The following is a 13,334-nucleotide window of genomic DNA, read 5'->3' on the forward strand; positions in this document are numbered from 1 at the left end:
ACAGGATTAAGTCCCAATGGATCAACCCAAACGCGTCCTGGTGGTCGAGGACGACAAACACATCGCCGACCTGATCTGCCTGCATCTGCGCGACGAACATTTCGAAGTCGTGCACAGCGCCGATGGCAACGAAGGCTTGCGCCTGCTCGAGCAAGGCAGCTGGGATGCACTGATCCTCGACCTGATGCTGCCGGGCGTCGATGGCCTGGAAATCTGCCGCCGCGCCCGCGCCATGGCCCGTTACACCCCGATCATCATCACCAGCGCCCGGTCGAGCGAAGTGCACCGCATTCTTGGCCTGGAGCTGGGCGCCGACGATTACCTGGCCAAACCGTTTTCGATGCTTGAACTGGTGGCGCGGGTCAAGGCCCTGCTGCGGCGGGTCGACGCCATGGCCCGCAACCTGAAAATGGACGCTGGCAGCCTGACCTGCGACGGGCTGTTCATCGACCCGATCACCCGTGACGTGTCGCTCGACGGCAAACGCCTGGACCTCACCCCACGCGAGTTCGACCTGCTGTATTTTTTCGCCCGGCAACCGGGCAAGGTTTTCTCGCGCATGGACCTGCTGAACGCCGTCTGGGGTTACAGCCACGAAGGCTACGAGCACACGGTCAACACTCACATCAATCGTCTGCGCTCCAAGATCGAAACCGACCCGGCGCAACCGGTGCGGATTCTCACGGTGTGGGGTCGTGGTTATAAATTCGCCCCGGCGCAGGAGCAGCCATGAGACTGACACTCACCCAGCGCCTGTCGGCGGTGTTCGCCCTGTTGCTGTTGGTGTGCAGCGGCACGTCGGTGTGGATGCAGGTGCGCTCCAACCACATGCATGAGCTGGAAGTGGTGCAAGGCTTGTCCCGGGATCTGGCGCAGCACATCGCCCACGACACCCAGTTGATGGACGCCAACGGTCTGAAACCCGATGCGTTGCGCGAGTTGTTCAGCCAGCTGATGCTGGTGAACCCGAGCGTCGAGGTGTACCTGCTCGACAGCAGTGGCCGGGTGGTCGGCAATGCGGCGCCCGAAGGCCACCTGCGTCGCGAGCAGGTCGACCTGGCGCCCGTGCGGCGCCTGCTCAACGGTGAAGCCCTGCCGATTCTCGGCGATGACCCGCGCAGCATCGACGGGCGCAAGGTGTTCAGTGCCGCCCCGCTCAAGGTCAACGGTCAGCAGGTGGGCTATCTGTACGTGGTGTTGCTCAGCGAAGAACATGACCGCTACGCCGAACGCGGCGCCACCAGCGCCGCACTGAACACCGCGCTGTGGTCAATCGGGATGGTCGCGTTGCTGTGCCTGATCGCCGGTCTCACGGCGTTTACCCTGATTACCCGACCGCTGCGCCGCCTGACCGACACGGTCGCGCATTTCGACATCGACGGCGCACCGGTCACCCCACCCTCGCCGGCGCCCTCAGGTGCAACGGATAACCTTGCCACTCAGGACGAAATCGCCGTGCTCGATGCCGCTTTCCGGCAGATGCAAAAGCGCCTGGGCGAACAATGGCGCTCCCTGACCCGCCAGGATCAGGAGCGCCGCGAGCTGGTCGCCAATATCTCCCACGACCTGCGTACACCGCTGGCGTCGCTGCATGGCTACCTCGAAACCCTGTCGTTGAAAGACGCCAGCCTGACCCCGGCCGAGCGCCGCCGCTATCTGGGCATCGCCCTCGACCAGAGCCGCAAGGTCGGCGGCCTGGCGCAGTCGTTGCTGGAACTGGTGCGCCTGGAACACGGCTTCGTCCAACCGGTGCTGGAGCGTTTTTCCCTGACTGATCTGGTGCAGGACATCTTTCAGAAATTCGAGCTGACCGCCGAAGCCCGACACGTGCAGCTCAAGGCAAGCTTCGCACCGAATGTCTCGGCGGTCTGCGCCGACCTTGGGCTGATCGAGCGCGTGCTAACCAACCTGTTCGACAACGCCTTGCGCCACACACCCGATGGTGGGGAAATCGACATCAGCCTTGTCCCGCAAGGCAAGTTCGTCGAGATCACCGTCAGCGACAGCGGCCCGGGCATCGCCACAGAACTGCGCGAAGGCTTGTTCCTGCGGCCCTTCAACATTGGCGGTGCGCGCCGCGACGGCGGTCTGGGATTGCGCATCGTGCACCGGATTCTGCAACTGCATGGTCGCGAGATTCGCCTGATGGACGTGCCGGGCCAGGGCGCGACCTTCCGCTTTTCGCTGCCGGTGGATGAGGAAACGGCGAGCGCGCTGGCGGTTCGCTCGATGAATTTGAATTCGCCCGAGCGATAATCCGCTAGTCTCCCTGACATTGACTCAAGCAAGGACGCCGACCATGTTTTACGCAACCACCCTGCCTCAACCGTGCGCAGGTATCCACTGATGCTCGATACCCTGCAAGGCACGCCGCTGTGGGTCTATGGGGTTTTCCTGTTGATCTGTTATTACGGGCTCAGGGCCAGAACGCCCAGCCGGGAAAGCAAACTGTCCCTGCTCATAACTCCGGGCATCCTGACGCTCTGGTCGTTCTTTTCACTGAACTACCACGAACATACCGAGTTGGCGCTGGGTAGCTGGTTCGCCGGTATCGCGCTGGGCAGTCTGGCGGCGATTGCGTTTTTCTCGCGCCGAGGGCTGACGCTGGACAGCGACGGTAAAGACCTGATCGTTCCCGGCACCTGGAAAATTCTCTACATCTCTCTGCTGTTCTTTGCGGTGAAGTACTTCATCGGCTATCAATCCGCCGTTCACCCGGAGCGCTCGGCCAGTGTGCAGATGCTGGCACTCACCGGCATCGCCTCGGGGTTTACACTCGGGCTCTTTTGCGGTCGGGCAATCACGCTGTACCGCGAGTTGATGGCGCTGCGGGCACTCAAAAGCGCTCCCGCTGGTTAAAAAACAACCCACGCTTTATCGCCAAGGCCATGGTTGAAGTGCTGGTCGCCGAAATGAACTGAATACCCAATGCCCGCCGGACTGCCTTTAGCCCCGCCTTCGAATCGAACGCGGTTTTTTTTCATAACGATTGGCCCCAGTTGCGGTCACATCGGTCGCCGAGCTGCCCTGATCGTCCGTTGGTCCGTGACAACATCGCAGCGGTCCAATAGATTAGGCAACCCGAAAACGCCGATGCTGTTCTCGTCTTAAATTCTGTTTAAAGAAGTAGTGAAATTTCAATGCCAGATTCCAATACCGCTGAATCCGTAATCACCTTGTCGTCCAAAGCGGAATACGAAAACTCCATCAATCTTTCACAACACGTGCCTCAGGCCAAAACCATCAGCGAGATGGTCCTGGACGCCTTCCACACCTCGAAAGAAAGCGACCAGATTCGCGAGCTTCGCGCGGCCATCCGCCAGGCTCACGACCGCTTCGACGACGACAAAGCCTACGAACTGATGGGCGAACTCAAACAACTCAAGGACGCCGAGGCCGCCGATATCGCAGCCCTGGAAGACCTGAGCAGCAAGTTCCCGATCAGCCGGATTCTGTCGAGCTTCAAGGATGACCCAGACTTTCAGGAACTGGTCTATGGCCTGGCGCTGAAAGTGCTGAACCAGACCCATCAGGCCATCAGCAACCCAAGCGCCGGCAAGAGCAAAGCAGCCCGCGCCAAGAAAGAAATCGAAGTGTTCAGCATCAGTAAGGACGGCGTCAGCGTCAGCCTGCCGCTGCGCAATCCGCGCTCCAAACCGTACGTCGACCGTGAGGCCTTCGAATTCCTCGGTTTCACCTTTGTGGGTGAAGGCGACGAGGCGGAACTTGCCAGCGAGACCTTTACAGACAATGCCGGCACCGAACAACCGGCCACCCGCAAGGCCATCGTCACCGCCCTGCAACAGCAGACGGCGTTCGACGGTTACAGCATCGCCGCGCAATAATCGCTCCTCTTCTAAAAATCGCTGGCTTGCCAGCGATTGCGGCCACTCGGCCCGCCTGACAAATCCTGAATCCGGTCTACATTAAAAAGCCACTACCCAAAGCGCAGGGATTCGCTTATCCTTTTGGCTGTATATAAATACAGTAGTCGCAAACGACAACTATCGTGAAGGCATGTGAGGTGGTGAATGGCCGTCGAAGTGGTATACCGCAGCAGCCGAGATCTGGAGCGCTTGTTCATGGATAAAGCCGAAGCTGACCGTCATGACAAAATGCTCGAACTGGCCGAATTGCTGGCGCAAGTGTTGCAAAAAGCGGTCCCGTCGCTGACCGAGCAACAGGTGGAAGAAGCCGGGATCTACATGGCGAAAAACCGCGATGTGTTCGCCAAGGCGTTCAAGAGCCAGCCGGACGCCCTGTCCGAATTGCTCAACGTGCCTGTTGCAGCCGCTGCACCTGCAGAGCCAACGGAACCAGCCGAGCCAGCGGAGCCTGCCAAACCCGCGAAATCGGCTAAGCCCGCGAAGTAAGCAACGCCCGAATTGAATAGGCCCTGAGTCACTGACTCAGGGCCTTTTTCATGCCCGCGTTTCAACTGTCCGGTTGTTCCAGTGCCTCGACCAACACCTTGAAGAACCGCGCTGCTTCTCCCCCCGTCACCACCCGGTGATCGAAGGTCAGCGACAGCGGCAGTATCGGATGCACCAGTACCTTGCCGCCCATCGCCACCGGTTCGTCGCGAATGGCACCGGCCGCGAGGATCGCCACTTGCGGCGGTACGACAACCGGGTTGGCATAGCGCCCGAACATGGTGCCGAAGTTCGACAAGGTCAGGGTCGCGCCCATCATTTCCCTGGCCGGGATCGAACGCGCCTGCACGTCGGCGCGCAAGCGGGTGATGCCTTCTTTTAAATCATCTGACGAGCGATTACCCACATCACGCAACACCGGCACGAACAAACCGTCGGGGGTGTCGACGGCAATACCCAGATTCAGGGTGTCATGGTGTTTGATCGACAAGGACTTGCCATCAAACCCACAGTTGAGCATCGGCTCCACGGCACAGGCTGCCGCCATGGCCTTGGCCAAACGGATCAACGGATCACGCGCACGGCCCCAGCGATGCAGATCGGCATCAGCAAAGATGGTCACCGGCACCACCTCGGCGTGGGACCTGGCCATGTTCAGCGCCATGCTGCGGCGCACCCCGCGCAGCTTCTCGCCACCAAATTTTTCGCGCTCGGTTTGCGAGGCACTTTCCACGTCGCTGCGGGTGATCAGCCCATCGGGGCCGGACCCGCTCAGCCCAGTCAACTCGACGCCCAGTTGCCGGGCCAGTTGCCGCACCGCCGGGGTAGCGCGAGCGCTCATGTGTTCACGGGTCGAGGGCGCGGCGCCCACGAAAAACTGATCGTCCTGATGGCTGCCGCCACCTTCAAGCCGGCCCACCACCGTGCCGGCATCCGCCTCGCCTTCATACCCCAGCAAGGGCTCGCCGACGTGCAGGATGTCACCTTCGCCGCCGAAGGTTTTCGCCACCACTCCGTCGTAAGGTGCGGGAATATCCACCAGGGCCTTGGCGGTTTCCACCGAAACCAGCAGTTGATCGGCCTTCACCGTATCGCCGACCTTGACGTGCCATTCGACGATTTCCGCTTCTTGCAGCCCTTCGCCCAAGTCAGGCAATTTGAAATATTTCATTGCAGCCTCCCGGGCCTCAGGCGCCTCTTTAGAAGTGGTGCAGCACGCTGTCGCAGGCGTGAAGGATGTCTTCGACGTTGGGCATGTACAGCAACTCTTGCCGATACAGTGGTGGCGGAATGTCCGGTGCGGTGACCCGCAGGATCGGTGCCTGCAAATCCAGCAATGCACGTTCATAGAGGCTGGCGGCAATTTCCGCGCCGACACCACAGGTTCGTGGCGCTTCATGGACGATCACGCAACGGCCGGTCTTGCGCACTGACGCCTCCAGCGTGTCGAGGTCCAGCGGCTTGATGCTGGCGACATCGATCACCTCGGCCCAAATCCCTTGTTCCGCCAGCGCATCGGCGGCCTGCAAGGTTTCCATGACGCTGGCGCCCCAGCTGATCAGGGTGATATCGCTGCCTTCACGCAAGGTGAAGCAGGTATCGAGCGGCAGGCGTTTGCCATCGTCGATCAACGGTTGCGGGTTCATTCGGTAGAGCCGCGTCGGTTCGAGAAAGACCACCGGGTCCGGGTCATCGATGGCCGCCAGCAGCAGCCCATAAGCCCGCGCCGGTGACGAAGGAATCACCACGCGTAATCCTGGGATATGCGCAAACAGCGCCTCGGTGCTTTCGCTGTGATGTTCCGGCGCACGAATGCCGGCGCCCATCGGCGTGCGCAGCACCATCGGGCAAGTGATTCGCCCGCGTGTGCGGTTGCGCATGCGGCTGGCGTGCGACACCAGATGCTCCATGGCCGCGTAGATGAAGCCCATGAACTGGATTTCCAGCACCGGTTTCAAACCTTGGGCGGCCATGCCGATCACCAGGCCGCCGAGCATGGTTTCGGCCAGCGGCGTATCGATCACCCGCTTGAAGCCAAAGCTGTCGCGCAGCCCTAGCGTGGCGCGAAACACACCACCGTTCACGCCGACGTCCTCACCGAGCACAATCACGTTTTCGTCCTCGCGCATCGCTCGATGCAACGCCAGGTTGACCGCCTCCAGCAGCGTGACTTTGCCGTTACTCATGGGCGAGCCCTCCTGCTCGGCGCGCCGCGCGTTCGAGCAACCACTCGCGCTGCTCGGCCAAAGCCGCCGGCCACTGCGCATAAACGTGATCGATCACCGATTCAGGTGACTGATGGCCGGCCGCATCGAAGTTATCCACAGCGCCTTGCACCAGCGCCTGACACTCGGCAATCAGTGCCTGTTCGCGCCCCTCGTCCCACACGCCCTGCCCGGCCAGATAACGTTGCAAGCGCTTGATCGGCTCTTCAAGCCAGGCCTGTTTGACCTCTTCGGCTGGGCGATAGCGGGTCGCATCGTCTGCGGTGGTGTGATCGCCGAGGCGGTAACTCATGCACTCCAGCAACACCGGACCTTTACCGTGACGCGCGCGTTCGAGGGCGATTTGCACCCGGTCGTAGACTGCGATTATGTCGTTACCATCGACTTGCTCGCCGTGGAAACCGGCGCCGATCGCCTTCTGTGCCAGGGTCGGCGCCGCGCATTGAATCCGCCGAGGCACCGAGATCGCCCACTGGTTGTTGTTGATCACAAACACCACCGGCAACTGCCAGGCCCCCGCGACGTTCAAGGCTTCAAGAAAGTCGCCCTTGCTGGTGGCGCCATCGCCGCAGGTGGTCACCGCCACCCGGTGCTCGCCACGAATCTTGAATGCACTGGCGACGCCGCACGCGTGCAGCGCCTGGGTGGCGATCGGCACGCAGATCGGAAAGTCCTCGACCGCCGCGGGCTCGGCAAAGTCGCTGCCGCGCTCATCGCCGCCCCAGTACAGCAAAATCTCTTCCATGCGCACCCCGCGCATCAATTGCACGCCAGTGTCGCGGTAATACGGGATCAGCACGTCTTCAGGATGCATCAGGCTGCCGACGGCCACGCCGATCGCTTCCTGGCCGAGGGTCGGCGCGTACGTGCCGATGCGCCCGGTGCGTTGCAGGGCGACGGCTTTTTGATCGAAGAGACGGGTCAGGACCATTTGCCGGTAGAGGCGGGTCAGCAGATTGAAGTCGTCGGCCCAGGCGGGAAGTTCGCTCAATGCCTGGCCGTCGGGGGATAAATAGCGGGTGTAGGGAAGGTCGACCTTGTTACGAGGCATGAAACGGCTCCTTGCACGCCGGGTCAGCGTGCCGTTGTCGGGCCTGACGCTTGTGGCGCCAGGCTCGGGGAGCAAGTCGACCGGGTAAGGCCCTCACTCCGTCATCGGTACAGCACTTTCTCTGCCAGCTCATCCGCCACCCGGGCCGGCGAGCGCTTTTCAGCCTGGGCATGGGCGAAGACTTCAGTCAGCCGCGAGCTGATTTTCGAGAGGTGCGCGGTGATGTTCGACAACGCCTCGCCACGGTGTTTGAGCGATACATAAATCAACCCGCCGGAATTGATCACGTAGTCCGGCGCATACAGAATGCCGCGGTTCTCCAACTGGTCGGCTACCAGCAGGTTGGTCAGCTGATTGTTGGCCGAACCGGCCACTGCGGCGCAGCGCAATTGCGCAACGCTGTGGCTGTTGAGCACGCCGCCCAGCCCGCAAGGCGCGAGGATGTCGCACGGAGTGCTGAGCAGCGATTCGTTGGCAATCGGACGGGCGCCCAACTGCTCGATGGCCAGTTGTACCTTGCCGGCGTCAATGTCGCTGACCAGCAATTCGGCCCCGGCGGCATGCAGTTGCTCGGCGAGGGCAAAACCGACATTGCCCAACCCCTGGACCGCCACCCGCAGGCCTTCGAGGTTGTCACTGCCCAAGCGGGCCATGGCCGTGGCGCGAATACCGGCGAACACCCCCATGGCGGCATGCGGCGCCGGATCGCCGGCGGCGGTGGTGCTGGTGACATGCTGGGTTGTCTGGGCAATGCAATCCATGTCGGCGACCGAAGTACCGCTGTCGATGGCCGTGATGTAGCGACCGTCGAGCTGTTCGACAACGCGGCCGAAGGCCTCGAACAAGGCTGCGCGGCTTTCGACATGGGGCGGGCGAATGATCACCGCCACCCCGCCACCCTGCGCCAGCCCGGCCAGCGCGGCCTTGTAACTCATGCCTTGCGCCAGGCGCGCAGCATCCATCACGGCGCTTTCATCGTCGGGGTAGGCAAGGTAACGGCAGCCACCGAGGGCGGGGCCCAAACGGCTGCAATGAATGGCAATCACCGCCTTCAACCCGGTGACCGGGTCAACGCTCAGGTGCAGCGATTCAAGGCGAGTGCTTTGCATGAGAGCGAACATCGTAGGGCTCCCGAATCACTTCTTGTAGTCGCCAGTATAGGCCTGCGGCTGAAAATTGCTGAAGCGCACCGGAATAAGCAGAAGAGGTTTTACAGCCTTTAAGACATAACCTGCAACGGCATGTGTAGAGCACTGGACGAATGCCTGAGACGGGGCTAAAACGAGGCATCCGTCGGAGATTTTGATGAACCCGCGCCACGCTTTTTTCGCTTGTCTGCAACGCTCGCCACCGGCGCTCTTCGAAGCGGCGCTGTGGATCGCTGCCGAACACGATCCACAGGTGAAGCCCGAGGTACTGCTGGAGCAATTCAAGTATCTGCAACAACGGGTCAGTGCCGGTTTACCCATGTTGCCGGTCAGCGAATTGGCCCAACCGTTGTTGCGGCGACTCAATGACATGGGTTATCGACAGGACGAATCCATCCCGCTGCGCCCGCAGGCGGCGCTGCTCAACAAGGTGCTGGAACGCCGGCGCGGACAACCGCTGGCCCTCGGTTTGATCGCGCTGGAGTTGGCCCGACGGCTGGAGATCCCAATGGTCGGGGTGAATTTTCCCGGGCACTTTCTGTTGCGGGTGCCGGGTGCCGATCATTTGCTCGACCCGTGTGGCGGTCGGCGCTTGTACCCCAACGACTGCCGCGAGTTGCTGCAGCGCCAGTACGGTCCGAACATGCAGCTCAACGCCGAGCATCTGCTTACCAGCGAACCGGTCCAGATGCTCCAGCGACTGTCGCGCAATTTGCGCCAGTTGCATTTAACCAACGACGACAATATCGACGCGCTGATCGATGCCGAGCGGGTGCTGGAACTCGGCAACGCTTGCGTCAGCGACTACCTGGCCCGCGCCAGCCTCTATCAACGGCTGGAATGCCCCAACGCCGAGCGTTTCGACCTGGAGCATGCCTTGTTGCTCACCGACGACCCGATCCAGCGCATCCGCCTGACCGAACGGCTGGGGCATTTGCCGCCTAACGCCATCGTGCATTAACCCTTTAACCACTGCATTCCTGTGGCGAGGGAGCTTGCTCCCGCTGGGCTGCGCAGCAGCCCCAAAACCGGCGAATGAGATCCTTCAGAAACAGTGTTACTGCCTGTTTTTGGAGCGCTTCGCACTCCAGCGGGAGCAAGCTCCCTCGCCACAAGAGCAATCAGTGCCCGTTCAAGTTACGGGGGTATCGGGCTGATTCGCCGGGTGGGCCTTGATGAAGGCCGGATGCTGCGCTGCCAGCGCCGCGACCCGGCGAATCCGTGGATACGCCTCAAGGGAAATGTTGAACCGCTCGGCCGCGTACAGCTGCGGGATCAAGTAGACATCCGCCAACCCAGGCGCGCTGCCGAAACAGTAACCCTCGTCGCCAATCAAGTGCTCGACCGCCGCCAGCCCCTGAGTGATCCAGTGGCCGATCCAGTGCACCACCTGCGGCTCATCGTGACCGAGTTGGCGCAGTTGATTGAGCACGCTGACGTTGTGCAGCGGATGAATGTCACAACCGATCAACGCCGCCACCCCACGCTCATGCGCGCGCCTGGCCAGGTCTTTGGACAACAGCGGCACCTGTGGATAACGCTCCTCCAGGTACTCGATGATCGCCGGGGACTGGATCAGCAACTCGCCTTCATCGGTGCGCAAGGCTGGCACCCGGCCTTGCGGGTTGATGTGTAAATACGCCGGTTGCTGGTGTTCGCCACCTTGCGGCGCGATCAAGTTGATCGGCAGCGCCTGGTACTCCAGCCCTTTGAGTGCCAGGGCAATGCGCACCCGAAAGGACGATGTCGAACGGTAGTAGGTAAAGAGTTCCATGGCCTGAACCTCTTAGCGCGCCGGCAGGATTTTGCCGCGGCATTCGCCGAAACCAATGGAGGCGAAACCGTCACGGCTGCAGCGTGCGCGCAGGATGATTTCGTCGCCGTCTTCAAGGAACTTGCGCACCTCGCCCGAAGCCAGCTCGATCGGCTTTTTACCGCCTTCGGTGATTTCCAGCAGGCTGCCGAACTGACCGTTTTCCGGCCCCGACAAGGTGCCCGAACCGAACAGGTCACCGGCCTGCAACTGGCAACCGTTGACGCTGTGGTGCGCGACCATTTGCGCCACGGTCCAGTACATGTATTGAGTGTTGCTCAGCGTCAGGCGATGGGCTGGCAGGTTTTGTTCGCGCATGGCTTCGGTGAGCAGCAGCACTTCCAGTTCGATATCGAAGGCACCCGCGGCCTGATCGCGTTTGTCGAACAGGTACGGCAGCGGTTGCGGATCGCCCTCGGAACGCGCCGATTGGGCACGGCGGAACGGCTCCAGCGCTTCAGCGGTGACGACCCATGGCGAGATGCTGGTGATGAAGCTTTTCGACAGGAACGGCCCCAGTGGCTGGTATTCCCAGGCCTGGATGTCGCGCGCCGACCAGTCATTCAGCAGGCAGAAACCGGCGATGTGCTCGGCGGCGTCGCCGATGGCAATCGAGTCGCCCATCTCATTGCCTTGACCGATCCAGATGCCGAGTTCCAGTTCATAGTCCAGCCGCGCACACGGGCCAAACGTTGGTTCGGTCTGACCGGCTGGCAAGGTCTGGCCTTTCGGACGACGCACGTCGGTGCCGGACGGGCGAATGGTCGATGCACGGCCGTGATAGCCGATCGGCACGTACTTATAGTTCGGCAGCAGCGGGTTGTCGGGGCGGAACAGTTTGCCGACGTTTTGCGCGTGCTCGATGCCAACGTAGAAGTCGGTGTAGTCATTGATCTTGGCAGGCAGGTGCATCTGGCAATCGGCGGCCAATGGCAGCAGTTTTGCGCCTTGGGCTTCGATCTTGCCGCGCAGGGTGCTGCCTTCTTTGAGCAGTTCCAGCAGACGCTCACGCAGGGCCACGCGAGCACCACTTCCGAGGTCGAAGAACGCGTTCAGCTGACCGCCACGAGTGGCTTCGACGGCTGCACGCGCCGCACCGTCAAACAGACCGGCGTCGAGCGCCGCTTCCAGGTCGAAAATATGCTCGCCGATCGCCACACCGCTGCGCGGCGCCGAACCTTTGGTGCTGAACACGCCCAGCGGCAGGTTCTGCAGCGGGAAGTCAGAGTGACCGTTGGCGGAGGCAACCCAGCTACGAGTGGGGGTGGTCTGAGTCATGGGTTATCTCCGGTTCGGATTGAATGTGGCGGGCAGCGAGGCCCAGCATGCATCGTAGTTGTTTTGCAGTTGCGGGCAGTCGAGGGCAAAGCGGCTTGGGCGCAACACCTGGCTGGTCTCGAACATGAAGGCCATGGTGTTGTCGATTTTGCTCGGCGCCAGTTCGGCATTGATCGCCTTGGTGCAGGTTTCACCGTCCGGCCCGTGAGCGCTCATGCAGCTGTGCAACGACGCGCCACCCGGCAGGAAGCCTTCGGCCTTGGCGTCGTAGGTACCCTGGATCAGGCCCATGAATTCGTTCATCAGATTGCGGTGGAACCACGGTGGACGGAAGGTGTTTTCGGCCACCATCCAGCGCGGCGGGAAGATCACGAAATCGAGGTTGGCCAGACCGTGGACGCTGGTCGGCGACGTCAGCACGGTGAAGATCGACGGGTCCGGATGATCGAAGCTGACCGTGCCAATAGTGTTGAAGCGGCGCAGGTCATATTTGTACGGCACATTATTACCGTGCCAGGCGACCACGTTCAGCGGCGAATGGTCGAGCTCGCAGCCCCACAACTCACCGAGGAATTTCTGTACCAGGGTGGTCGGTTGCTTGAGGTCTTCGTAGTGCGCGACCGGAGTCAGGAAGTCCCGTGGATTGGCCAGACCGTTACTGCCAATCGGCCCGAGGTCCGGCAGGCGCAGCGGCGCGCCATGGTTCTCGGCCAGGTAGCCACGGGCTTGCGGGTCGAGCAATTCGATGCGGAACTTCAAACCGCGCGGCAGCACGGCGATTTCCAGCGGTTCCAGTTCCAGCACGCCGAGTTCGGTGGCGATGCGCAACCGCCCCTGCTCCGGCACCAGCAACCACTCGCCATCGGCGTTGAAGAACACCCGCTCCATGGAGCGGTTGGCGCGGTAGTGATAGAGGCTGATCCCGGCCGGTTTTTCCGACCCCGAGTTGGCCGCCATGCGCACCAGACCGTCGATGAAATCGGTCGGTTCGGCAGGGATGTCCAACGGGTTCCAGCGCAAGCGGTTGGGCGTCACGTCGCCCAGCGGTCCGCCAGCCAACTGATGATCAAGCTTAACGAAAGCGGGGTGATCGGCCGACGGCTGAATACGGTACATCCAGGTGCGTCGCGCTTCACTGCGCGCCATGGTGAACGCAGTACCGGAGAACAGTTCGGTGTAGAGACCGTAAGGGGCTTTTTGCGGGGAGTTCTGGCCGACGGGCAGTGCGCCGGGCAACGCTTCGCTGCTGAATTCGTTGCCGAAACCTGACTGGTAAACCAGCGCTGGCGCCGTTGAATCGAGGTTCATGGAGCCTCCTGAACAGGGAGTAGGCCGTGGCCTGTGGCTCCCTTTCAGAAGTCTCGGCACGCCCAGGTTATTTTTATCGTAATTCGATTACGCATAACGTAATTTGATTGGTATTGACCGTCAAGCTATAAAGACGCC

The 13,334-nt window shown here is 61.5% G+C and carries 12 protein-coding genes and 1 pseudogene; 6 read left to right on the forward strand and 7 right to left on the reverse strand.

What is annotated here, in order from left to right; translation table 11 throughout:
* The first annotated feature begins 16 nt into the window (after positions 1–16).
* From KRR23_RS02380 to KRR23_RS02400, 5 genes and pseudogenes are all read left to right on the forward strand, one after another.
* Complete coding sequence (locus tag KRR23_RS02380; RefSeq protein ID WP_216741180.1) at positions 17–733, forward strand: response regulator transcription factor; 717 nt, start codon at positions 17–19, stop codon at positions 731–733.
* Positions 730–2,256 carry a HAMP domain-containing sensor histidine kinase gene (locus KRR23_RS02385; RefSeq protein WP_216741181.1) on the forward strand — a complete coding sequence of 509 codons (1,527 nt, stop codon included), beginning with the start codon at positions 730–732 and terminating at the stop codon, positions 2,254–2,256. Before KRR23_RS02380 ends, KRR23_RS02385 begins: the two co-directional genes overlap by 4 nt.
* A 90-nt stretch (positions 2,257–2,346) precedes the next feature.
* Entirely contained in the window at positions 2,347–2,859 is a 513-nt protein-coding gene (locus KRR23_RS02390) for a hypothetical protein (RefSeq protein ID WP_216741182.1), read from the forward strand.
* A gap of 281 nt (positions 2,860–3,140) precedes the next feature.
* Positions 3,141–3,845: a hypothetical protein gene (locus KRR23_RS02395; RefSeq protein WP_216741183.1), complete on the forward strand. Its 705-nt coding sequence runs from the start codon at positions 3,141–3,143 to the stop codon at positions 3,843–3,845.
* A gap of 186 nt (positions 3,846–4,031) precedes the next feature.
* A pseudogene (locus KRR23_RS02400) lies at positions 4,032–4,271 on the forward strand (YebG family protein); the annotation flags it as partial.
* A gap of 163 nt (positions 4,272–4,434) precedes the next feature.
* Here the strand turns inward: KRR23_RS02400 and KRR23_RS02405 are convergent.
* The 4 genes from KRR23_RS02405 to KRR23_RS02420 form a co-directional block, all read right to left on the reverse strand.
* Positions 4,435–5,544, reverse strand: a complete 1,110-nt coding sequence (locus tag KRR23_RS02405; RefSeq protein WP_216741185.1) for a dihydrolipoamide acetyltransferase family protein — start codon at positions 5,542–5,544, stop codon at positions 4,435–4,437.
* A gap of 28 nt (positions 5,545–5,572) precedes the next feature.
* Complete coding sequence (locus KRR23_RS02410) at positions 5,573–6,559, reverse strand: alpha-ketoacid dehydrogenase subunit beta (RefSeq protein ID WP_216741186.1); 987 nt, start codon at positions 6,557–6,559, stop codon at positions 5,573–5,575.
* Complete coding sequence (gene pdhA / locus KRR23_RS02415) at positions 6,552–7,649, reverse strand: pyruvate dehydrogenase (acetyl-transferring) E1 component subunit alpha (protein ID WP_216741187.1); 1,098 nt, start codon at positions 7,647–7,649, stop codon at positions 6,552–6,554. The genes KRR23_RS02410 and pdhA overlap by 8 nt, the downstream gene beginning before the upstream one ends.
* A 101-nt stretch (positions 7,650–7,750) precedes the next feature.
* Complete coding sequence (locus KRR23_RS02420) at positions 7,751–8,770, reverse strand: Glu/Leu/Phe/Val dehydrogenase dimerization domain-containing protein (protein ID WP_216741188.1); 1,020 nt, start codon at positions 8,768–8,770, stop codon at positions 7,751–7,753.
* 184 nt (positions 8,771–8,954) lie between these two features.
* Between KRR23_RS02420 and KRR23_RS02425 the strand changes: the two genes are divergently transcribed.
* Complete coding sequence (locus KRR23_RS02425) at positions 8,955–9,758, forward strand: SirB1 family protein (protein WP_216741189.1); 804 nt, start codon at positions 8,955–8,957, stop codon at positions 9,756–9,758.
* A gap of 171 nt (positions 9,759–9,929) precedes the next feature.
* Here the strand turns inward: KRR23_RS02425 and maiA are convergent, their stop codons facing one another.
* The 3 genes from maiA to hmgA are packed head-to-tail and all read right to left on the reverse strand — an operon-like array spanning position 9,930 to position 13,196.
* Positions 9,930–10,571 carry a maleylacetoacetate isomerase gene (gene maiA, locus KRR23_RS02430; RefSeq protein WP_216741190.1) on the reverse strand — a complete coding sequence of 214 codons (642 nt, stop codon included), beginning with the start codon at positions 10,569–10,571 and terminating at the stop codon, positions 9,930–9,932.
* A 12-nt stretch (positions 10,572–10,583) separates the two neighbouring features.
* The gene (fahA, locus tag KRR23_RS02435; RefSeq protein ID WP_216741191.1) at positions 10,584–11,888 is read right to left on the reverse strand and encodes a fumarylacetoacetase; all 1,305 of its coding nucleotides are present in this window, start codon (positions 11,886–11,888) and stop codon (positions 10,584–10,586) included.
* 3 nt (positions 11,889–11,891) lie between these two features.
* Entirely contained in the window at positions 11,892–13,196 is a 1,305-nt protein-coding gene (gene hmgA / locus KRR23_RS02440; protein ID WP_216741192.1) for a homogentisate 1,2-dioxygenase, read from the reverse strand.
* Positions 13,197–13,334 lie beyond the last annotated feature (138 nt).

This window comes from Pseudomonas sp. CVAP#3, from assembly GCF_018986375.1.
GTDB lineage: Bacteria > Pseudomonadota > Gammaproteobacteria > Pseudomonadales > Pseudomonadaceae > Aquipseudomonas > Aquipseudomonas helvetica.